26 protein-coding genes are annotated in these 19900 nt (G+C 68.0%); 12 read left to right on the forward strand and 14 right to left on the reverse strand.

Going from position 1 to position 19900, the window contains the following annotated elements:
* The first annotated feature begins 7 nt into the window (after positions 1-7).
* From AB0L70_RS33175 to AB0L70_RS33190, 4 genes are all read left to right on the forward strand, one after another.
* Positions 8-1411, forward strand: a complete 1404-nt coding sequence (locus AB0L70_RS33175; protein ID WP_363690739.1) for a class II fumarate hydratase — start codon at positions 8-10, stop codon at positions 1409-1411.
* Positions 1408-2100 carry a DUF402 domain-containing protein gene (locus tag AB0L70_RS33180; protein WP_363690740.1) on the forward strand — a complete coding sequence of 231 codons (693 nt, stop codon included), beginning with the start codon at positions 1408-1410 and terminating at the stop codon, positions 2098-2100. The genes AB0L70_RS33175 and AB0L70_RS33180 overlap by 4 nt, the downstream gene beginning before the upstream one ends.
* Entirely contained in the window at positions 2097-2633 is a 537-nt protein-coding gene (locus AB0L70_RS33185; RefSeq protein WP_363690741.1) for an AAA family ATPase, read from the forward strand. Before AB0L70_RS33180 ends, AB0L70_RS33185 begins: the two co-directional genes overlap by 4 nt.
* A gap of 64 nt (positions 2634-2697) precedes the next feature.
* Positions 2698-2856: a hypothetical protein gene (locus tag AB0L70_RS33190; RefSeq protein WP_363690742.1), complete on the forward strand. Its 159-nt coding sequence runs from the start codon at positions 2698-2700 to the stop codon at positions 2854-2856.
* Positions 2857-2886: 30 nt separating this feature from the next.
* On the opposite strand, the gene AB0L70_RS33195 is transcribed toward AB0L70_RS33190, so the two are convergent.
* Positions 2887-4554, reverse strand: a complete 1668-nt coding sequence (locus tag AB0L70_RS33195) for a fumarate hydratase (RefSeq protein ID WP_363690743.1) — start codon at positions 4552-4554, stop codon at positions 2887-2889.
* A 126-nt stretch (positions 4555-4680) separates the two neighbouring features.
* Here AB0L70_RS33195 and AB0L70_RS33200 point away from each other — a divergent pair, with 126 nt between their 5' ends.
* Positions 4681-5373 carry a DUF1707 domain-containing protein gene (locus tag AB0L70_RS33200; protein ID WP_363690744.1) on the forward strand — a complete coding sequence of 231 codons (693 nt, stop codon included), beginning with the start codon at positions 4681-4683 and terminating at the stop codon, positions 5371-5373.
* Here the strand turns inward: AB0L70_RS33200 and AB0L70_RS33205 are convergent.
* Together AB0L70_RS33205 and AB0L70_RS33210 are read right to left on the reverse strand one after the other, a co-directional pair.
* The gene (locus tag AB0L70_RS33205; protein ID WP_363690745.1) at positions 5366-6142 is read right to left on the reverse strand and encodes an ATP-binding cassette domain-containing protein; all 777 of its coding nucleotides are present in this window, start codon (positions 6140-6142) and stop codon (positions 5366-5368) included. The two genes, AB0L70_RS33200 and AB0L70_RS33205, sit on opposite strands and share 8 nt — an antisense overlap.
* A complete protein-coding gene (locus AB0L70_RS33210) occupies positions 6130-7464 on the reverse strand; it encodes a 2-isopropylmalate synthase (RefSeq protein WP_363690746.1) in 1335 nt (444 codons plus the stop codon). Before AB0L70_RS33210 ends, AB0L70_RS33205 begins: the two co-directional genes overlap by 13 nt.
* A 176-nt stretch (positions 7465-7640) precedes the next feature.
* Between AB0L70_RS33210 and AB0L70_RS33215 the strand changes: the two genes are divergently transcribed.
* Positions 7641-8309, forward strand: a complete 669-nt coding sequence (locus AB0L70_RS33215) for a FadR/GntR family transcriptional regulator (RefSeq protein ID WP_363690747.1) — start codon at positions 7641-7643, stop codon at positions 8307-8309.
* Here AB0L70_RS33215 and AB0L70_RS33220 read toward each other — a convergent pair.
* Entirely contained in the window at positions 8306-8782 is a 477-nt protein-coding gene (locus AB0L70_RS33220; RefSeq protein WP_363690748.1) for a hypothetical protein, read from the reverse strand. The genes AB0L70_RS33215 and AB0L70_RS33220 overlap by 4 nt on opposite strands.
* Positions 8779-9726, reverse strand: coding sequence for a carbohydrate kinase (locus AB0L70_RS33225; RefSeq protein WP_363690749.1), 948 nt, complete (start codon positions 9724-9726; stop codon positions 8779-8781). The genes AB0L70_RS33220 and AB0L70_RS33225 overlap by 4 nt, the downstream gene beginning before the upstream one ends.
* A gap of 148 nt (positions 9727-9874) precedes the next feature.
* Here AB0L70_RS33225 and AB0L70_RS33230 point away from each other — a divergent pair, with 148 nt between their 5' ends.
* On the forward strand, positions 9875-10486 hold the full coding sequence (locus AB0L70_RS33230) for a DUF4245 domain-containing protein (RefSeq protein ID WP_363690750.1): 612 nt from the start codon (positions 9875-9877) through the stop codon (positions 10484-10486).
* Positions 10487-10641: 155 nt separating this feature from the next.
* Positions 10642-11331 (forward strand): nucleotidyltransferase family protein, encoded by a 690-nt coding sequence (locus tag AB0L70_RS33235; RefSeq protein WP_363690751.1) that lies wholly within the window; start codon positions 10642-10644, stop codon positions 11329-11331.
* On the opposite strand, the gene AB0L70_RS33240 is transcribed toward AB0L70_RS33235, so the two are convergent.
* Both AB0L70_RS33240 and AB0L70_RS33245 read right to left on the reverse strand, forming a co-directional pair.
* A complete protein-coding gene (locus tag AB0L70_RS33240) occupies positions 11321-11644 on the reverse strand; it encodes a multidrug efflux SMR transporter (RefSeq protein WP_363690752.1) in 324 nt (107 codons plus the stop codon). The genes AB0L70_RS33235 and AB0L70_RS33240 overlap by 11 nt on opposite strands.
* On the reverse strand, positions 11644-12243 hold the full coding sequence (locus tag AB0L70_RS33245) for a flavodoxin family protein (protein ID WP_363690753.1): 600 nt from the start codon (positions 12241-12243) through the stop codon (positions 11644-11646). The genes AB0L70_RS33240 and AB0L70_RS33245 overlap by 1 nt, the downstream gene beginning before the upstream one ends.
* 40 nt (positions 12244-12283) lie before the next feature.
* Between AB0L70_RS33245 and AB0L70_RS33250 the strand changes: the two genes are divergently transcribed.
* A complete protein-coding gene (locus AB0L70_RS33250; RefSeq protein WP_363690754.1) occupies positions 12284-12925 on the forward strand; it encodes a TetR/AcrR family transcriptional regulator in 642 nt (213 codons plus the stop codon).
* 72 nt (positions 12926-12997) lie between these two features.
* Here the strand turns inward: AB0L70_RS33250 and AB0L70_RS33255 are convergent, their stop codons facing one another.
* Together AB0L70_RS33255 and xseA are read right to left on the reverse strand one after the other, a co-directional pair.
* Complete coding sequence (locus AB0L70_RS33255; protein ID WP_363690819.1) at positions 12998-13192, reverse strand: exodeoxyribonuclease VII small subunit; 195 nt, start codon at positions 13190-13192, stop codon at positions 12998-13000.
* Positions 13193-13209: 17 nt separating this feature from the next.
* Positions 13210-14430, reverse strand: a complete 1221-nt coding sequence (gene xseA, locus AB0L70_RS33260) for an exodeoxyribonuclease VII large subunit (RefSeq protein WP_363690755.1) — start codon at positions 14428-14430, stop codon at positions 13210-13212.
* A 54-nt stretch (positions 14431-14484) separates the two neighbouring features.
* Here xseA and AB0L70_RS33265 point away from each other — a divergent pair, with 54 nt between their 5' ends.
* The 3 genes from AB0L70_RS33265 (at position 14485) to AB0L70_RS33275 (ending at position 16539) form a co-directional block, all read left to right on the forward strand.
* Positions 14485-14964 carry an HAD domain-containing protein gene (locus AB0L70_RS33265; RefSeq protein WP_363690756.1) on the forward strand — a complete coding sequence of 160 codons (480 nt, stop codon included), beginning with the start codon at positions 14485-14487 and terminating at the stop codon, positions 14962-14964.
* Positions 14965-15077: 113 nt separating this feature from the next.
* Positions 15078-15473: a hypothetical protein gene (locus tag AB0L70_RS33270; protein ID WP_363690757.1), complete on the forward strand. Its 396-nt coding sequence runs from the start codon at positions 15078-15080 to the stop codon at positions 15471-15473.
* Positions 15474-15498: 25 nt separating this feature from the next.
* Entirely contained in the window at positions 15499-16539 is a 1041-nt protein-coding gene (locus AB0L70_RS33275) for a 4-hydroxy-3-methylbut-2-enyl diphosphate reductase (protein WP_363690758.1), read from the forward strand.
* Here the strand turns inward: AB0L70_RS33275 and AB0L70_RS33280 are convergent.
* The 5 genes from AB0L70_RS33280 to AB0L70_RS33300 all read right to left on the reverse strand — a co-directional run bounded on the left by AB0L70_RS33280 (position 16532) and on the right by AB0L70_RS33300 (position 19896).
* Positions 16532-17356, reverse strand: coding sequence for a hypothetical protein (locus AB0L70_RS33280; protein WP_363690759.1), 825 nt, complete (start codon positions 17354-17356; stop codon positions 16532-16534). The two genes, AB0L70_RS33275 and AB0L70_RS33280, sit on opposite strands and share 8 nt — an antisense overlap.
* A gap of 1 nt (position 17357) precedes the next feature.
* Positions 17358-17876: a SigE family RNA polymerase sigma factor gene (locus AB0L70_RS33285; protein ID WP_363690760.1), complete on the reverse strand. Its 519-nt coding sequence runs from the start codon at positions 17874-17876 to the stop codon at positions 17358-17360.
* Positions 17877-17956: 80 nt separating this feature from the next.
* Entirely contained in the window at positions 17957-19072 is a 1116-nt protein-coding gene (locus tag AB0L70_RS33290) for an aromatic ring-hydroxylating dioxygenase subunit alpha (protein ID WP_363690761.1), read from the reverse strand.
* Between the two features lie 39 nt (positions 19073-19111).
* Entirely contained in the window at positions 19112-19561 is a 450-nt protein-coding gene (locus AB0L70_RS33295) for an SRPBCC domain-containing protein (RefSeq protein ID WP_363690762.1), read from the reverse strand.
* Entirely contained in the window at positions 19558-19896 is a 339-nt protein-coding gene (locus AB0L70_RS33300) for a metalloregulator ArsR/SmtB family transcription factor (RefSeq protein ID WP_363690763.1), read from the reverse strand. The genes AB0L70_RS33295 and AB0L70_RS33300 overlap by 4 nt, the downstream gene beginning before the upstream one ends.
* Between the last annotated feature and the right edge of the window lie 4 nt (positions 19897-19900).

Below are 19900 nucleotides of genomic sequence, written 5' to 3' on the forward strand. Positions count from 1 at the left end.
TGCAGGTATGGGTGATGACGTGGAATTCAGGATCGAGCACGACACGATGGGCGAGGTCAAGGTGCCTCGGGACGCGTTGTGGCGGGCGCAGACTCAGCGTGCGGTGGAGAACTTTCCGATCTCCGGGCGGCCGCTGGCGCCGGCGCTCGTGCACGCGCTGGCGCAGATCAAGGCTTCGGCCGCGGTCGTGAACGCGGAGCTGGGTGTGCTGGACGGGGAGCGGTCCGCCGCGATCGTGGCGGCGGCTGACCAGGTGACGGCGGGGGAGTTCGACGCGGAGTTCCCGATCGACGTGTTCCAGACCGGCTCGGGGACGTCGACGAACATGAATGCCAACGAGGTGCTCGCCACGCTGGCGACCCGGTCCCTTGGCGCCGACGTGCACCCGAACGACCACGTCAACGCGTCGCAGTCCAGCAACGACACCTTCCCGTCGGCGATCCACGTCGCGGCGACGGCGGGCGTCGTACAGGACCTGTTGCCGGCGCTCGAGCACCTGGCGGAATCCCTGTCACGTAAGGGATCTGAGTTCGCCGAGGTCGTGAAGTCCGGGCGGACGCACTTGATGGATGCGACACCGGTGACGCTGGGGCAGGAGTTCAACGGGTATGCGCAGCAGATCCGGCGGGGTGCGGATCGGGTCCGCGCGACGCTGCCGCGGGTGTCCGAGTTGCCGCTCGGCGGGACGGCGGTCGGCACCGGGATCAACACGCCACCAGGGTTCGCGGCGGCGGTGATCGCTGAGCTGAATCGGCGGACCGGGCTCGAGCTCAGTGAGGCCGAGGATCACTTCGAGGCGCAGGGGGCGCGGGACGGGCTGGTCGAGCTGTCCGGGCAGTTGAAGACGATCGCGGTCAGCCTGACGAAGATCTGCAACGACCTGCGCTGGATGGGTTCCGGACCGCGGGCCGGGCTGGGCGAGATCGCGCTGCCGGATCTGCAGCCGGGGTCGAGCATCATGCCCGGCAAGGTGAACCCGGTGATCTGCGAGGCGACGCTGATGGTCGCCGCCCAGGTGATCGGCAACGACACCGCGATCACGGTGGCCGGTGCCGGCGGCAACTTCGAGCTGAACGTGATGCTTCCGGTGATCGCGCGCAACCTGCTCGAGTCGATCACGCTGCTCGCCAACAGTTCCCGGCTGCTGGCCGACCGCTGCGTCGACGGCATCACCGCGAACGTCGAGCACGCTCGCGCGCTGGCCGAGTCGTCGCCGTCGATCGTGACCCCGCTGAACAGCTACATCGGGTACGAGAACGCGGCTGCGGTCGCCAAGAGTGCTTTGAAACAAGGCAAAACGATCCGCGAGGTCGTGATCGAGAACGGTCACGTCGAGAAGGGTGACCTGACCGAGGAGCAGCTGGATGCGGCTCTCGACGTACTGTCGATGACGCGGGCGGCAGAGTCGTGACGTCGGGCAACGGAGCCGCCCCGGGAGACGGATTCTGGGAGCCGGGGACCACGATCGAGTGGATCTACGAGGGGACCGGGCGGCACGCGGACAAGCCGAACGTCCGGCCGATGACGGTCGTGCGGGACGACGAGGACGGGCTGGTTGCCTGGCTCGCTCCCGGTACGCCGCTGATCAAGCCGGTGCTCGCGGACGGTCGGGAGACGCGGCACGCCGGTCCGATCGGGATGTTCACCGAGGAGCGGGTGCTGAAGCTGGATGTCTGGCGCGGCACGGGGATTCTCAAGGTGCTGCCGCCGGAGAAGCCGTGGTCGGTGTGGCACTTCTGGGACGACGACGGGTCGTTCCGAGGCTGGTATGTGAACCTCGAGACGCCGCATGTCCGGGACACCGAGGCTCGCCGGACCAGCACGGTCGATCACGTGCTCGACCTGTGGATCCAGCCGGACCGCACGATCGAGTGGAAGGACGAGGACGAGCTGGAAGGTGCTGTCACCGCCGGGCGTTTCACGGCTGCAGAGGCGAAGGCAATCATCGCTGATGCCCACGCGGCCATTCGCGACATCGAGGCCTGGACGTCGCCGTTCGCCGATGGCTGGAAGGACTGGACGCCGCCACCGCACTGGCACATCCCGGTGGCGCCAACCTCCCACCAGCCGATACTCATCGCCGAGGAACTCCACAGTTGACCGCTGCACAGGCGCTGTTGCTGAGCGGGGTCGGAGGTGCCGGCAAGACCACTATCGCGCAGGCCGTCGCCGGTCTCCTCACCGCTGAGCAGCATCCAACGGGGGTGCTCGACCTGGATGCGGTGGCGCAGTTCGGGCCGAAGCGGGCGGGGCCGGCGCTGCATGACCGGGCTGCGCTGCCCGGACTGGGGTTCCACGATCAGTTGCGGGTCCACAACCTCGCTGCGGTGTGGGCGACGTACCGGGATGTGGGTGCGCGGTTCATGGTGGTGAGTGGGCCGGTGGATACGGCTGATGAGCGGGCGGCGTACACGTGGGCGTTGGAGGGGTGCGACGTACGGGTGGTCCGGTTGGAGACTGCGCCGGAGGTGATTGCGGAGAGGACCCGGGACACGCGTGGGCCGGAGTGGGATCTGCAGGCCGCGTTGGCGGTGAAGCATGAGGCTGTGCAGGACTTCACCGTGAGCAACGATCGGGAGCCCGAAGCCACTGCTGTGGAGGTGCTGGGGATGGTTGGGTGGCCTGGCGGGTAGCGGGCGTACAACGGGTGGATCACGGGCGGGTCTTTCCGAGCGGTTCGGTCGTACCGTGAAAACTATGTACACACTTGAGCTCGAAGCCGAGGAGCTGCAACTCCTGAGATCCGCCCTCGGTAGTTACCTCCAGGCCTTCGGCCACAACGAAGCAGACCTGGTCCGCGCCGCCCGGACCCTCTTGGTCAAACTCCCAGAGCCAGTAACCACCAAAGCAAGCTGACCCACCCTGGAACCACCGGTTGATCTTCTTTTAGCTTCTGGGGCGGACTGTTAGGGGGACTGGCTTTCTGGTGTCGGTGAAGAAGTCGTTGCCTTTGTCATCTACGACGATGAAGGCGGGGAAGTCTTCGACCTGGATCTTCCAGACGGCCTCCATACCGAGCTCCGGATACTCGAGCACGTCGACCGACTTGATGCAGTCCTGCGCCAACCGAGCGGCCGGCCCGCCGATCGAGCCCAGGTAGAACCCGCCGTGCTCCTTGCACGCCGCCGTCACCTTCGCCGACCGGTTGCCCTTGGCAAGCATCACGAACGAACCACCCGCCGCCTGGAACTGATCGACGTACGCGTCCATCCGTCCCGCCGTCGTCGGCCCGAACGACCCCGACGCATACCCCTCAGGCGTCTTCGCCGGCCCCGCGTAGTACACGGCGTGATCGCGCAAGTAGTCAGGCATCGGCTCGCCCGCGTCCAGCCGCTCCTTGATCTTCGCGTGCGCGATGTCCCGCGCCACCACCAGCGGCCCACTCAACGACAGCCGCGTCTTCACCGGCAGCTTGGACAGCTCGGCCCGGATCTCACTCATCGGCCGGTTCAGATCGATCCGTACGACGTCACTGTCATCGGCGAGATGCTCGTCGGTGGTGTCCGGCAGGAACCGCGCCGGATCCCGCTCGAGCTGCTCCAGGAACACACCCTCCGGCGTGATCTTCGCCAGCGCCTGCCGGTCCGCCGAGCACGACACCGCGATCGCGACCGGGCAGGACGCACCGTGCCGCGGCAGCCGGATCACGCGGACGTCGTGGCAGAAGTACTTCCCGCCGAACTGCGCGCCGATGCCGAAGTCCTGCGTGAGCTTGAAGACCTCTTCCTCCAGCTCCAGATCCCGGAACCCGTGCCCCAGCGGCGATCCCGCCGTCGGCATCGTGTCGAGGTAGTGCGCGGACGCGTACTTCGCGGTCTTCAGCGCGAACTCCGCCGACGTGCCGCCGACCACGACCGCCAGGTGGTACGGCGGGCAGGCCGCGGTCCCGAGTGAGCGGATCTTCTCGTCCAGGAACTTCATCATCCCGGCCGGGTTGAGCACCGCCTTGGTCTCCTGGAACAGGAACGACTTGTTCGCCGAGCCGCCACCCTTGGCCATGAAGAGGAACTTGTACGCCGGATCGCCGCCACCCGCCGGGGTCGAGTACAGCTCCACCTGCGCCGGCAGGTTGGAGCCGGTGTTCTTCTCGTCCCACATGGTCAGCGGGGCCATCTGCGAATACCGCAGGTTCAGCTTGGTGTAGGCGTCGTACACGCCGCGGCTGATCCACTCCTCGTCGACCGCGCCGGTGAGCACGCCCTCGGACTTCTTGCCCATCACGATCGCGGTGCCGGTGTCCTGGCACATCGGGAGTACGCCGCCGGCCGAGATGTTCGCGTTCTTCAGCAGGTCGAGCGCGACGAAGCGGTCGTTCCCGGACGCCTCCGGGTCGTCGATGATGCGGCGCAGCTGGGCGAGGTGCGCGGTCCGCAGGTAGTGCGAGATGTCGTGCATCGCCTCCGCGGTCAGCGCCCGCAACACGTCGGGCTCGACCTGCAGAAAGGTCCGATCTCCTGCCGTGAAGGTGCTGACACCCTCAGTCGTCAGCAGCCGGTACTCCGTCTCGTCAGTACCCAACGGGAGCAGATCGGAGTAGTTGAAGTCGGCCGACACCGTCGTACCTCCAGGGGAAGTGGTCTGAGCCCCCCAAGCCTATCCGCCGGGATCAGGGATCGGATCAGGGGTGAATGGGGGAGTTAACGGTCTGCGGGCGGGCCGGGGCGCGCGTATGGTTTTGGCGTGGCCCAGGATGAGGTTCCCCAGGAGAATCGACCGCAGGATGTCGCCCGCGCACCGCTGTCGGGTGACGAGCTGGCGTTGCGGCGCCGGGTGTCCGACCTCGAGCGCGAGGAGGTCGGCGACGTACTGCGCGAGGCCGCGGGCGAGGGCCGGCTGTCGTACGCCGAGCTCGAGGAGCGGCTGGAGAAGCTCTACTCCTCCAAGACGTACGGCGAACTCATCGAGCTCACCACCGACCTGCCGAACGGTCTGAACGCACCCGGCGTCCCGGCGACGACCCCGCAGTACAGCGGCGCACTGGTCGAGACCGGCCCGGTCGTCAACGTGTTCATGTCGGAGAGCAAGCGCATGGGCAACTGGACGGTGCCGCAGCGCCAGGAGATCAACGCGGTCCTCGGCGACGTCACCCTCGACTACACCGAGGCCCAGATCCCGTTCGACGACATCCACGTCGACGTGAAGAGCATCCTGGCCGACGTAAAGATCCGCGTCCCGCAGAACGCGATCGTCCTGCTCGACAGCAACCCGATCCTCGGGTCCGTCTCCGAACAGGAAGCCGGCCTGGGCGCCGTCCCCGACCCCAACTCGCCCGCCGCCCGCCCCAAAACCTTCCACATCCGCGGCACCGCCATCCTCGGCGAAATCAAAATCAAACGAGGCCCCCGCCTCTCCAAACGCCTCGGCCTCACCTGACCCTGGCGGAGGCGGTCCAGCGGCCGGCGGTGTGGGTTATTTGGATGGGGTGGTTGAAGGTCTGCGAGATGAGGTCTGTGGTGAGGACTTCGTCGGCGGGGCCTGCTGCTAGGACGCGGCCCTCGCGGAGGAGGGCTGCGTGGGTGGTACAGGTGGGGAGTTCCTCGAGGTGATGGGTGACGAGGAGCCAGGCCAGGTGGGGATGCGAGACGTGGATCTGGTCGAGGGTTTCGAGCAGTTGTTCGCGGGCTGCCACGTCGAGACCGGTGGACGGCTCGTCCAGGAGCAGGAGTTGCGGGTCGGAGATCAGCGCCCGGGCGATCAGGGCCCGGCCGCGTTCGCCCTGGGACAGCGTGGTCCAGGGCGAAGCGGCGAGGGCACTGATCCCTAGCAGGTCGATCAGCTCGAGCGCGCGGGATCGCTGCGCGAGCGTCGCCTCCCAGCGCGGCATGAGCTCGATCGTCCCAGTCAGCCCGGTGAGGACGATGTCCACGATGCTCAGCGGCGAGCGCAGCGGGTGCCGCGGATTGACGTGACCGATCGACTCCCGCAGCGTGCGGATGTCGACCGTACCGAGCCGCCGGCCGAGAATCTCGACGGTGCCGCGAGTCGGATGGGTGATCGCGCCACACAGGTTGAGCAGCGTGCTCTTCCCCGCCCCGTTGGGCCCGAGGAGCGCCCACCGCTCGCCCTCGCCGACCGTCAACGACACCCCGCCGAGCAGCAGTTTGCCGTCCCGGACGAAGTCGACGTCCTTCAGTTCGAGCACCCGTAAACCTCCTCGTACAACGTCTTCAGCTCCTCCGCGCTCGCTTCCCGCCCGGTCCCGTCCGTGTGCCGCTGTACGTGCTGGGCGAACGTCCGTTCCTGGTCCGGCGACAGGGTGACGCCGTACACAGACTCCAGTACGTGCGCGATCCCACCCTTACCCGACTGGCTGTTGACCCGGACCACCGCCTCGTACCCGCGCCCCACATCGGCCGGATCGATGGGCAGGTACGGCACCTCCCAGGCCCCGGAGCCCTGTACGGCGAACCCCTTCCGGATCGCGTCCTGATGCGTCCCGGAGAACGCCGTGTAGACGAGCTCTCCGACGTACGGATGCCGTGGATGGATCGGCATCCTGGTGCAGTGCTCGACCACCTCCCGGATCCGGTCGATCTGGGAGAAGTCGATCATCGGGTCCACGCCCTGCGCATGCAGGTTCAGCGCGAGCGTGGCGATGTCCACGTTCCCGGTGCGCTCACCGTTGCCGAAGATGCATCCCTCGACCCGCTGCGCACCCGCGAGTACGGCGAGCTCCGCGCAGGCGATCCCGGTCCCGCGGTCGTTGTGCGGGTGGACCGACAGGATCACGCCGTCGCGCCGCGGCAAGTTCTTGTGCATGTACTCGATCTGGTCGGCGTACACGTTCGGCGTCGCGGCCTCGATCGTGGCCGGCAGGTTGAGGATCACCGGCCGTTCGGGCGTCGCGTCCCACCGCTTGGTGAGCTGGTCGGCCAGCTCCAGCACGAAGTCCGGCTCGGTCAGGTTGAACACCTCGGGCGAGAACTGGAACCGCACCGAGTCCCCGGCCAGCTCGAGAATGTCCTCCGCGCCGGCATAGATCATCGACGCGAGTTCGTCCCGGGTACGACGCAGTACGACGTCCCGCCACACCGGAGCCGTGGCGGCGTACATGTGGATCACGACCTGACCGCGCATCCCCGCGACGGACTCGACCGTCCGCTCGATCAGGTCGCGCCGCGCCGGTGTGAACACGACGATCGTGACGTCGTCAGGCACCAGGTCCGAGGTCGCCAGCAACCGGACGAAGTCGAAGTCGGTCTGTGAGGCGGACGGGTACCCGACCTCGATCTCTTTGTAGCCGATGGCAACCATCAGCTCGAAGAACGCGCGCTTGCGTTCGGGATCCATCGGCTCGGCCAGTGCCTGGTTGCCGTCGCGGAGATCGACGGGGACCCACAGCGGCGCGGTGGTGATCCGGCGGTCCGGCCACTCGCGGTCGACCGGGGCGACCGGCACCTTGGTGAAGATGTCGCCGTACCGGTGGCTGGGCATGGGAGAGCGCTGTTGACGATTCCAGTCCATGACTGATCCTTCGGTCGTTCCAAGGGGGACCGGCGGACGACGGCACTCCACGGGGGGAGCGCCGATCGGATCAGCTCCCGCCGTGGCGGCCAAGAAGGAGAAGTGCTGCGGACATGCGAGCTACGCTACAACTCCTCAGACAAGCTGACAACTTCGATCCCTCTAGACTGGCTCGCATGATTCGCCGTCACCCCCTCGCCGAGCAGGCTGCCGAAGAGCTCCTTCGGCGGATCGGCAGCGGCGAATGGGCCCTCGGCGGCAAGCTTCCCGGCGAGACGACGCTGGCCGCGGAGCTCGGTGTCGGCCGGTCGACGATCCGCGAGGCGGTCCGTGAGCTGGCCGGCCGTCGGGTGCTCGAGAGTCGCCAGGGCGCGGGCGTGTTCGTGATCGCGCACCAGGCCGCGGAGGACTGGGACAAGGTGCTCCGCCGGGCGGACATCACCGACGTACTGGAGGGCCGGCTCGCGATCGAGACCGAGGCGGCTCGCCTCGCCGCATCCCGTCGTACGCCGGCTGATCTGAAGAACTTCCGCTACACCCTGTCCGACCGGAAGCGGGCGTCGGAGAAGTCACCGGACGACTGGTATGTCGAGGCCGACCTGGCCTTCCACCGGGCGATCGTGACGGCTGCGCACAACGCCGTACTGACCGAGCTGTTCGACACGTTCGTGCCGCGGATCCGGCGGGCGATGATCGACATGCTCAAGCTCGACGAGCAGCACCGGCACCGCCACGACCAGGCCGCCCACGAGGCGATCGCCGACGCGATCCGTGCTCGCGATCCTGACCTCGCCGCGACCCGTTCCCGCGAACACCTCAGCGCGGTCCGGAGCAGTCTGATCTAGCCCTGGTGCTCGTCCATCAAGGACCGGAGCCAGGGCGTCAGTGCGTCGAGATCCTCGACGTTGTCCTGCGGGATGGTGATCGGGCGGGCCCGGCGGTCGGCCGGACGGACCAGGACGGTGCGGAACCCGGGTACGCCGGCCGGGTCGTCGATCCGGTTGATCCCGGACCACTGCAGGCTGCGGCCACGGGTGATGCCGTCGGCGTCGATCGTGACGACCGGCCGGTTCGCGATCAGCTGCCACAACGTCCACGCGGTGCCGTAGACGAAGGCCGCCAGCGCCGTCAGCCGGAAGACGCCCAGCGCGCCGGACATGTCGCCCGCGCGGATGTGATCGAGGTTCGTCCACATGGACAGGGCCAGCAGTACGACGAATCCGAGCAGCCGGATCGCGAGCCGTCCACGCCGGGGCAGGAACACCACCCGCCCTTTGGACTCCAGTTGGGAGGTCCAGGTCTCCACGGACACCGTCATGAACCCCACTTCGCCAGGTGGTCGGCCGCGGTCGGCGGGTCGGCGCCGTGCCGGGTGCAGGTGATCGCGGCTGCTTTCACCGCGTAGTCCACCACGTTCCGCAGGTCATCGTCAGTCAAACCGGCCAGTCGCTTGGCGCCGAGCAGACCGCGCTTGTTCAGGCCCGCGATCAGCGCCGCCATCAGCGAGTCGCCCGCCCCGACGGTGTCGACCACCTCGATCGCCGGCGCCGGCACCTCGACCCGGATGTCCCGGGTGACGCCGATCGCGCCGTCCCCGCCGAGGGTGATCACCACACACTTGGTCCGCTCCGCCGTCAGCAACTCGGCCGCGATCTCGTCCGGCGAGGCTCCGGGCCGGAAGAACCGGCAGTCCTCGTCACTCAGCTTCACCAGGTCGGACAGCGCGGCCAACCGCCGTACGGTGGCCCACGCCGGCACCGGATCCGGGGTGATGGACGGTCGGGCGTTCGGGTCGAACGTCACCGTGACCGGCTGATCGACGACCGATTCGAGGAACTCGCGGATCGCCGTCGCGCCCGGCTCGAGCATGGTCGCGATCGAACCGGTGTGGATCGCCGGGCACTTGCGCGGCAGTGACATCGCCGGCGGGTCCCAGGTGATGTCGAACTGGTACGACGCGACGCCGTCCACGTCGAGGGTCGCCGTCGCGGTGCTGGTCCGGGAGCCCGGGTCGACCGAGCCGGGTGCGAGCTGCACCCCGTTCCCGAACAGGTGTGCGCCGAGCTGATCGCCGTACGCGTCGGTGCCGAACCGGGCCACCAGCTCGGTCGGTACGCCGAGTCGCGCCAGCCCGACCGCGACATTGGCCGCGAACCCGCCGGGCGCAGCGCTGCTCTTGCCGTTCCCGTTCCGGGGAACGCGCGGCGCCGGTACGACGATGTCCACGAGAGCCTCGCCGATGACGAGGACAGGTGCGGTCATCGGGCGTCGACCGGATCGACCGCGAGCTTTTCCAGATGCGCAGGTGACGTGGTCGGCTCGCTCATGCCAACGGATCGTAGCCAACCGCCTCAGCGCGATCCCCGGCACACCCTCTCGGGCCTTTTCAGCGAGATGGGACACTCGTGGCATGAGTACGACAGGTCAGGGCGCTTCCAGTGACGCCGAGGCGCGGGAGAAGGCTCGCGCGCGTGCCGAGGCGATCGCTTACCGGGAGCAGAACCGCAAGGACCGGGCCAAGGCGCGCACGCTGACCAACATGGTCTGGGCGCTGCTGGCCTGCTTCGTCGTGGTCGCGTTCCTGATGATCGTCACCTGGCGGCCGAAGGCGGAGAAGGTCCGCGCGATCGAGTACACCGCCCAGCTCCAGGACGCCCGCAAGGTCGCGCCCTGGGTGCGTGGCCCGGAGCCGATGCCGTCCGGATGGTCTGCGACCAGCGTGGAATTCCGGGCCCCGGAGCAGCAGCCGATCACCTGGCACCTCGGCACCGTCACCAACGAGAAGAAATATGTCGGCCTCGAGCAGTCCAACGTATCCGGGAACAAATTCCAGTCGGACAAACTCGGCCGCACCTCCGACGACGGTACGGCGACCGTCGGCAACGTCACCTGGCAGCGCAAAGTCCTGCTCGACCGCAAGGGCGAGAACGCCTTGGTGCTGGTCGGTTCCGGAGTCACCACGATCGTGACCGGAAACACCGGATATCCCGCCCTTGAAACGTTTGCCGCAGCCTTGCACTGACCATTTCAGCGGACATTACTGACCAGGTTCCGGACGGTCGTTGACACAACTGTCCAGCGCGGGGTTCCATCGAACCTCGGCTTGTACACGCTCGGGGAAAAGCGCGAGGAGCCCTGAGTTGGTCCTGCCGTCCCGGGCGGGGAGATGATCCGTCGATGTTCGTAACTGGGCTCCTCCTGGGCGCCGACAGTTCGCCACATCTTGGCGTTCCGTGGCAACTGCTCGCCTACCACGGTGAGACTCTGCTCGGCGCGACCTTAGACGTCGCCCGCGAGTGCGGGTTCGACCAGCTCATCGTCACGCTCGGGACCGCGTCCGAGCAGGTCCACGACCGCGTCGATCTCGAAGGCGCTCGCGTGGTCGAGTCACCGCACGCGGACACCGGCAGCTCGTCGATCGTGCCCGCGCTGGACGCGGTCGACCGGCGTACCGACGGCATCGTCGTACTGCTCGGCGACCAGCCCGGCGTGACATCGTCGACGGTGTGGTCGCTCGTGGCCGAGGTCGCCGGCCCGGCCACCCCGATCGGAGTCAGCCGGTACGACGACGGCCACGGGCACCCGTGCTGGTTCGGACGGGAGCTGTTCGGCGAACTGCGGCAGCTCCGCAGCGACGCCGATCTCTGGGAACTGATCGACGGCGGCACCCACCCGGTCACCCAGGTCGATGCCATCGGCAACGTTCCGCCCCGGGCCGGCACCTGGGACGAGTACCGCCGGCTGGTCTCCGGCTACAGCCCCGCACCGGGCCACTTCACCCCGGGCGCCTTCGACGGACCGCCCGTCGACACTCACCCGGTCCCGCTACCCACTCGCTCCCGCCCTCGCCGCCGTTCTACGCACTAGATCCCGCCAGTCGCAGCCCGACCACGCCCGCGACGATGAGGGCGATGCAGGCCAAGCGGGTAAGGGTGATCGGCTCGCCGAACAAGACGATGCCGAGCGTCACCACGCCGACCGAACCGAGCCCGGTCCACACCGCGTACGCCGTGCCGACCGGGAGGCGGTCCAGTGTCTTGGCCAGCAGGACGACCGAGATGACACCGAACACGAGGACTCCGATGGTCGGCCAGAGCCGGCTGAAGCCCTCGCTCGGCTTCAGGCTGATGGCGAACGCGATCTCGAACACCGCAGCCACCAGCAGCACGATCCAGGCCATCAGGCCGCCAGTGCTCCGCGCAGATGGCGGTGGGTGACGGTCGCGACCCGAGCGCCCAGCGCGGCGGCCGTGCGGAGGTCCGTCTCCGGCGGCGCCTTCTCGGCGGACAGGTCGGCGTCGGACTGCGCCATTGCGCCCATCCAGCTGCCGAGCCGGTTGAGGTCCTCGATGCTCGCCGTGCTCTCGGCCCAGCCGGGGTAGATGTCCAGTCCCACCCAGATCATCCCGTGCTGCGCGGCGAACACGGCCAGATCGACCAGGCTGTTCAGCTTGTCGCCCGACATCGCCTTCGAGTTCGTGAACCCGGCGGCGATCTTGTCCCGCCAGCCCAGGTCGGCGGCCCAGATCCGCACGCTCTCCTCGGCGAACTTCTTGAACACCCAGCTCGGGCTGCCCATGTACGTCGGTGCCCCGAAGATGATCGCGTCCGCGGCGGTGAGCCGGGTCCAGACGTCCTCGGTCAGCTCGTCGAGCGGGACGAGGTCGGTCACCGTGTCCGGCACGGACGCGGCGCCGGCGGCGACCGCCTCGGCCTGCTTGGCGGTGTGGCCGTACCCGGAGTGGAAAGCGATCGCGATCCGGGCGGGGTTGGTGCTCATGTGCTTCCTCCAGAGTCTTTAGCGGACTACAGTCCGTCTTATGAGCGACAGTACCGGACCGCAGTCCGCTTCACAACAGGCCCCGGCTCGTGGGCTGCCGGTCGTCGGCGAACCGCGCCCGGAACGCGCCGACGCCCGGCGTAACCGGCTGCGCGTGCTCGAGGCGGCCGACAAGCTCTTCACGCAGCACGGCGTGAAGAACGTCTCGCTGGACGCGATCGCGGCCGAGGCAGGCGTCGGCAAGGGCACGGTCTTCCGTCGCTTCGGTGACCGCGCCGGCCTGGCGGTCGCCCTCCTCGACGAACGCGAGCAGGAGCTGCAGGCGAAGATCCTGACCGGCCCACCGCCACTGGGCCCCGGCGCGCCGCCGGTGATCCGGGTGATGGCGTTCCTCGATGCCTACCTGGACCTACTCGATCGCCACGTCGAGCTCTTCATGGACAGCGAGAACGCCTCGGACGGCGCCCGCTACCGCATCGGCTCCTACCGCCTCTGGCACCGCCATCTGGCCATGCTGATCGAGCAGGCCCGCCACGAGCTCGACGCGGACTACACCGCCCACGTCCTGCTGGCCCCGCTGGCCGCCGACCTGCACAACGCCCTCCGCACCCAGGGCTTCAGCCTCGACCGCATGAAGAGCGGCCTGCAAGCAGTCGCCACCAACCTGCTCGGGCCGACCTGACGGCCAGCCCGCCACCGATCGCGGCGCACCCGGCCCTACCTGGACGCGCCCGGCCCTACCCGGCGTACCGGGTTAGTTGGGCTTTTCCTCGTGGGCTGCTTGGGCTTTGGCGAGGCGTTCGCGGGCTCCGTCGAGCCAGCGCTGGCAGGTCGCGGCCAGTTCTTCGCCGCGTTCCCACAGGGCGAGGGACTCCTCCAGCGTGGTGCCGCCGGCTTCGAGTTTGCGGACCACCTCGACGAGCTCCTCGCGGGCCTGCTCGTAGGACATCTCCGGACGGTCGCCGCTCACGTGTTCTCCTCGGACTTGACTTCGACCGCGAAGCGGCCGTCACTGACCCGCGCCTGCAACAGGTCGCCGGCCGCCACCTGCGCCACTTCCCGTACGGCGGTCCCGTCAGCCAGTTGCAGCACCGAGTACCCCCGCTCCAACGTCGCCTTCGGGGACAACGCCCGTACGCTCGCCAACCGGTGCGTGATGTCGTCACTCGCGCGGTCCAGGCGATGCGTCAGCGTCCGCCGGCTCCGGTCGATCAGCGCGCCGATCTCGTCGGACCGCCGCTGCAGATCCGTCACCGGAGCGGCGAGCGAAGGTCGACTCCTGATCGCCGCCAGTGCGTGCATCTCCCGATCCAGCCAAGAAGTGATCGCGCGCTGACCGCGCTCCCGGAGCAGGCGGACCCCGTCCAGCTCCTCGCGTACGTCGGGCACGATCCGCTTGGCCGCATCGGTCGGCGTGGACGCGCGCAGATCCGCAACCAGGTCGAGCAGCGGTGAATCCGGCTCATGCCCGATCGCGCTCACGATCGGCGTCTTCGCCTGCGAGACGGCCCGGATCAACCCTTCGTCCGAGAACGGCAGCAGATCCTCCAGCGACCCACCGCCACGCGCGATCACGATGACCTCGACCGAGTCGTCACCGTCAAGCTTCCGCAGCGCCGTCATCACTTCACCGGCCGCCGCAGGTCCTTGCACCGATGCGTACTCGATCCGGAACGCGACAGCCGGCCATCGCCGCTTCGCGTTCTCCAGTACGTCGCGCTCCGCCGCGGAATCGCGTCCGCAGATCAGCCCGATCGTGTGCGGCAGGAACGGCAGCTTCTTCTTCCGGTACGCCGCGAACAGCCCTTCGGCCGCGAGTAGTTGTTTCAGTCGCTCGATCCGGGCCAGCAGCTCGCCGATGCCGACGTGCCGGATCTCGTTGACCGCGAGCGCGAGCGTGCCGCGCCGGGCGAAGAAGTTCGGCTTCGCGTTCACGACGACCCGGGAGCCGTCGGTCACCGGTGGATCGACTGCCTCGAACACCCTGCGATTGCAGGTGAACCGGAGCGAGATGTCCGCATCCGTGTCCCGCAGCGTCCCGAAAACCGTCGTCGTACCGCGCCCGATCGAGACGTCCGTCAGCTGCCCTTCAACCCACACGGCACCGAGCTGGTTGATCCAGCTGGCAATACCGTTCGCAATCGTGCGAACGGCCGCGGGTGCATCCGCCGACGTCTCCAAAGCCACCCCCAGACCCTACGACCCCACACCGACAAACCCGGACACGCCATGCTTGACCCCATGCGCCCGCTGTTACTGCTCGACTTCGACGGTCCGTTGAATCCGCATCGGGCTGACGGGATTCCGCCTGGGTATGAGCGGTACCAGATCACCGAGGGCCCGAAGAGCTGGCGGGTGTTGCTGAATCGGCAGCATGGGGTGGAACTCACTGCGCTGGCTGAGGATTTCGACCTGGTTTGGGCAACCAGTTGGGAACACGGCGCCAACCGCCTTCTCTCACCCCTGCTGGGATTGCCGAACGATCTACCGGTCATCACCTGGCCATCGCGTACGCCGGTCCCGCGTGGCTCATGGAAGACGCCGTACGTCGCTGAATGGGTCGGGGACCGTCCGTTCGTCTGGGTCGACGACGAGGTGGGGCCGCCGGATCAGCTGGCGTTCGCCGGGCCGGATCAGCTGGTGCATCGGGTCGATGCGCGGACCGGGTTGACCGCGGACGACTTCGAAGTCATCCGCAGCTGGAAAATCCTTTGCGGGTAAGGCGTTTCGTCCGCACACTTGAGTCCTGGAACACCTCCCACGGGGGAGCCGTCCGGACAGGGCGGACGGCTCCTCGACGCCTCTTGGACCCCTCGGGTCGTCATGCTGTGCTCGTGAGAGAAGAAGACGCGGCCGGCTACGCCCGGTTGTACGGGCCACTCGCCGTGGTGTCGGTGGCGATCTCGTTCCTGCCGATCCTGCCGGTCGAGTACGGCACGTTGTGGGAGATGGCCGGCCGGCACGGCGGCGGTCCCGCGATTCTCGGCGTACTGCTGATGGGTGGCATGATCGCGCTGCTCGGGTACGCGAGTTTCCGTCCGGCCCGGACCACGCTGATTCCGGGCGCTATCGCCGTACTCGCGGGCTTGATCGTCGTGATGCTGATCACAAAGCCCGGCACGGCCAGTCCGCGCCCAGGGCTCACTTCGTTCGGTGATGCCGCGCTGGCAGTGGCGATCTGCACGCTCGCACTAGCGGGTTCGCACGTGATCCGGCTCCGGCGACGCTGATTTCGGCCCGTACCGTGCCCGTACCATGGGCGACGTGACTGCCCAGCCTGACGACACTGGTACGACGACCGCGGTGCGGACCAAGCGGGTGCTGCTCGCTGCCCCTCGGGGGTACTGCGCCGGCGTGGACCGTGCGGTCGTGGCGGTGGAGAAGGCGCTCGACCTGTACGGTGCGCCGGTCTATGTCCGCAAGGAGATCGTCCACAACAAGTACGTCGTCCAGACGCTGCAGGAGCGTGGCGCGATCTTCGTCGACGAGACCGTAGAGGTGCCCGAGGGCGAGACGGTGATCTTCTCCGCGCACGGCGTCGCCCCGGTGGTGCACCAAGAGGCGGCCGCGCGGCAGTTGAAGACGATCGACGCGACCTGCCCGCTGGTCACCAAGGTGCACCAGGAGGCCAAGCGGTTCGCCGCCACCGACTACGACATCCTGCTGATTGGTCACGAGGGCCACGAGGAGGTCGTCGGGACCAGCGGTGAGGCGCCGGAGCACGTGCATCTCGTCGACGGGCCTGACGACGTACCTAATGTGACGGTGCGCGATCCCGAGAAGGTCGTCTGGCTGTCCCAGACCACCCTGTCTGTCGACGAGACGATGGAGACGGTACGGCGGCTGCGGGAGCGGTTCCCGAGCCTGCAGGACCCGCCGAGTGACGACATCTGCTACGCGACCCAGAACCGGCAGGCCGCCGTCAAGAAGCTGGCGGCCGAGGTCGACCTGATGATCGTGGTCGGCTCCCGCAACTCCTCGAACTCGGTCCGCCTGGTCGAGGTCGCGGTCGAGCACGGCGCCAAGGCCGGCTACCTGGTCGACTACGCCGCCGAGATCGACGAAGCCTGGCTCGACGGGGTCGAGTCGGTCGGCGTGAGCAGCGGTGCGAGCGTGCCGGAGATCCTGGTCCGCGACGTGCTGAACTGGCTGGCCGAGCGCGGGTACGCCGACGTCCAGGAGGTCACCGCGGCCGAGGAGAGCCTGACTTTCGCTCTGCCTCGCGAACTCCGCAGTGACCTCAAGGCCGCCGGCCTACCCACCATCGGCACCTCAGACCACGCCTGGACTATTTGACCGTCACCGTCGTGGACCTGGTCACCGAGACCCAGTCGTTGGCGCCGCAGTATTGGATGGTGTAGCGGAAGTTGTAGGTGCCGGCCTTCGCGTAGGTGTGGGTGGCTTTCGCGGGCCCCGCCCCTCCGCCCTGGTAGTCGCCCAGCAGGACGAACGAGTCCGGTCCGCTGGCAGTGGCCTTCGCGTTCGGGCAGTTGACAGCGCCGGCGTCGGAACCGGTTGTGATGCCGTCGCCGAACGAGGTGTCGGTGCGGCCTATCACGTGTCGCAAAGGGTCGCCCTCGATGTCGCCGATCGGCACCATCGCGGTCCCGGTCAGTGTCACCTTCATGGTCATCAGCCGCCCCTGGAAGGTCGGCTTCAGGCTCACGTGCACCCCGAGCTGAGGTGCCACCGGGGTGTTGGACTTCGGCGGCGGGGTCTTGGTGTTGGGGGTGTTGGTGTTCGGTGTGTTCGTCGTGTTGGTGTTCGGGGCGTGCGCCGCGCCGGTCGTGTTGGTCGACGATGTGGTGCCCGCCACCGTCTTCTTCGGGGTTGTGGACGGTGTGCTGGTCGGCGTGGTGGTCGGCGGTGCGGTGATGATCGTGGTCGGCGCGCTGGGGGTGTTGGTCACCGGGGGCCCGCTGTTGATGTCGGTGAGGTTGCCAGCGGCAACGGCGACGGCGATCACAGCGGCCGCGGCCAGCGTCACCACGCCGGCGGTACGGCGACGCCGTACCGAACGGACCCGGGCGAACACGGCCTGGCTCGGAACTTCGCTCGGCGGTGGCGGATCGGCGACCAACTGCTCGAACTTGTGTTTGAGATTCTCGGTCATGTCAGCCCTCCTTCTGGAGCGTGGTGGGGAATGCGGTGATCAGCTCGTGTTCGCGGAGTTTGGCGAGTCCACGGGAGATGTTGGATTTCACGGTGCCCACCGAGCAGCTCATGATCTGGGCGATCTCGGCCTCGGGCAGGTCCTCGAAGTACCGCAGGACCAGCGTCGCGCGGGTACGGCGGGGGAGCGTGGCGAGTGCCCGCAGCAACAAGTCGCGGTCGTCGATCGTGTCGTACTGCTCCCGGGCCGGCGGCTCGGGTAGTTGCTCGGTCGGCGTTTCGCCACGCCATTTCCGCCGCCACCACTGGGTGCTGGTGTTCACCATCACCGTCCGGGTGTAACTCTCCAGCGCGCCGGCGCTGCGTAACGAGTTCCGGTGGAACCACACCTTGGTCAGCGCGGTCTGGACCAGATCCTCGGCCAGATGCCATTCACCCGTCAGCAGGTAGGCGAACCGTTGCAGTGCGGTGAAGCGGCCGTCCACGAACTCGGCGAACTCGTGGTCACGTCCTGGATCCATCCCAACTCCCAGAGTGTTTGTCCGTCAGAAACTGAGATGACCGGACGAACACGAAAGGTTGAGTCGTCGAGCTGGCGATATCAGGTGCTGAGTGGCTTCCCCAGATACCCGCGGGCAATCATCGTCACCCACTGATATACGGCATCCTCGGCCGGCGCCAACGGACCGGGCCGGAAATGCGGTGATTCGGCCCCGCGCTGGACCGACTCGCACGCGGCCCAGTCCTCGCGGTTGGTGATGTCCCAGAAGTCCACGGCGTACGACGGATCCGTCACCTCGGCGGGGAAGTACCAGGAGCACTCGATCGCGGTCAGGCCCGGCGTACGGGGCTCGAGGCGGTGGGTCATCACGTAGTCGGGGTGCAGCGAGATCAGCAGGTTGGGGAACAGGCCGAGGTAGTTGACCCGGCGCGGATCCACACCGGGCAACGGGATCCCGCCCGATCGCCCGTCCAGCGACATGGTCTCGACACCGTCGCGCAGGTCCATCAGGCCGCCGACCCATGCGCCGGGGAGGTTCCAGTTGTCGCCGGAGGTCGGTGGCGACACCTTGCAGAGCTCGGGATGGATCAGCGGGCAGTGGTAGCACTCGTGGTAGTTCTCGACGATCGTCTTCCAGTTCGACGCCACGTCGTACGCGTGCCGTGCCTTCAGAACAAGGGTTTCCGGCGCGTACGGCGCCACCAGGTCGGTGAGCCCACCGACGTGCTCGGCGAACGACGACGCCGTACCGGTCGCGTTCACGAACAGCCAGCCCTGCCAGGTCTCCGCGGGCAACTCGACCAGGGTGTACGGCGTGGGGTCGAAGGTGTCGCCCATCCGGGGTGCTGCCTTGACGGCGCCGTCGAGCTCGTACGACCAGCCGTGGTACGGGCAGACCACGGCTCGCCGGTCGCTGGTCTCGTCGCGTTGGAGCAGCTCGTGCCCCCGATGCCGGCAGGTGTTGGCGAACGCCCGCGGCCTGTCCCCGAACGTCAGGACGACCGCGATGTCGCCGATGGTGACCGCGCGATGCGTCGTACCGTCGGACAGCTCGTCGACCCGGCCGAGGCAGCTCCAACTGCCGGCGAAAAAGTGCCGGCGTTCCCAGGCGAGTACGGCGGGATCCGTGTAGGCCTCGCGCGGGAGCATGACCGACTCGCCATGCGGCCGCAGCGAGGCCTCGAGGGCGCGAGCATCAACGGGAGCGTTCGCCATCTGCCCACTATCAGGCGTGTACGGCGGCTCCGTCGAGCGCTAGCGCGTGCCGCTGACGTACTGGGCGAGCACGTAGTCCCAGCCGGTGTCGTAGCCGGCCCGGGCGCGCACGGCGTCTGCGCGTCGCTCCCAGCCGGAGTGCACGAGCTCGACCTCGGTGCCGTCGTCAACGGTCGCGAAGGTGACTGTCACCTGGCCCGCTTGCTGGGGGTCGCTGCCGGGATGCCAGGTGAAGCTGACCGACTTCGGCGGATCCCAGTCCGACACCGTGCCCCACGACGAGATCTCGCCGTCGTCGCCGTACTCGACGATCCGCCCGCCGACGGCGCCTTCGAGCCGCACCTCGCGTGCCTTGTCCGCACCCACCGAGTGCGACGGCAACGGCCACCACGCGGACATCTCCGCCGTGAACACCTCGAAGGCCCGCTCCACCCCCACCGGTACGACGACCTTCTTGACCAGTGGCTCGATCTCTTGATCCACGTTCATCCCCGCTCCTCCTCGGTCCGCCGGACGTGCTCGGCGTACGCCTGCAGCGCGTCACCCCAGAACTGGTCGAGCCAGTCGCGCAACTCGTCGAGCCCGGCCCGGTCGACGCGGTAGATGTTCCGCGTCCCGCGCGATTCGTGCTGCACGAGGCCGACCGCCCCGAGCACCTTCAGGTGCTGCGAGATGGCCGGCCGGCTGACGGGCACCAGCTCGGCGAGTGCGCCGACCGAGCTGGGCCCGTCTGTTCGCAGCGTCTCCAGAATCACCCGCCGGGTCGGGTCACCCAGTGCGTCCAGCACCGGGCCTGCCGCCCGCAGTGATCCGTAAGTCCCCACGAAC

It is taken from the genome of Kribbella sp. NPDC051952, assembly GCF_040680855.1.
Lineage (GTDB): Bacteria > Actinomycetota > Actinomycetes > Propionibacteriales > Kribbellaceae > Kribbella.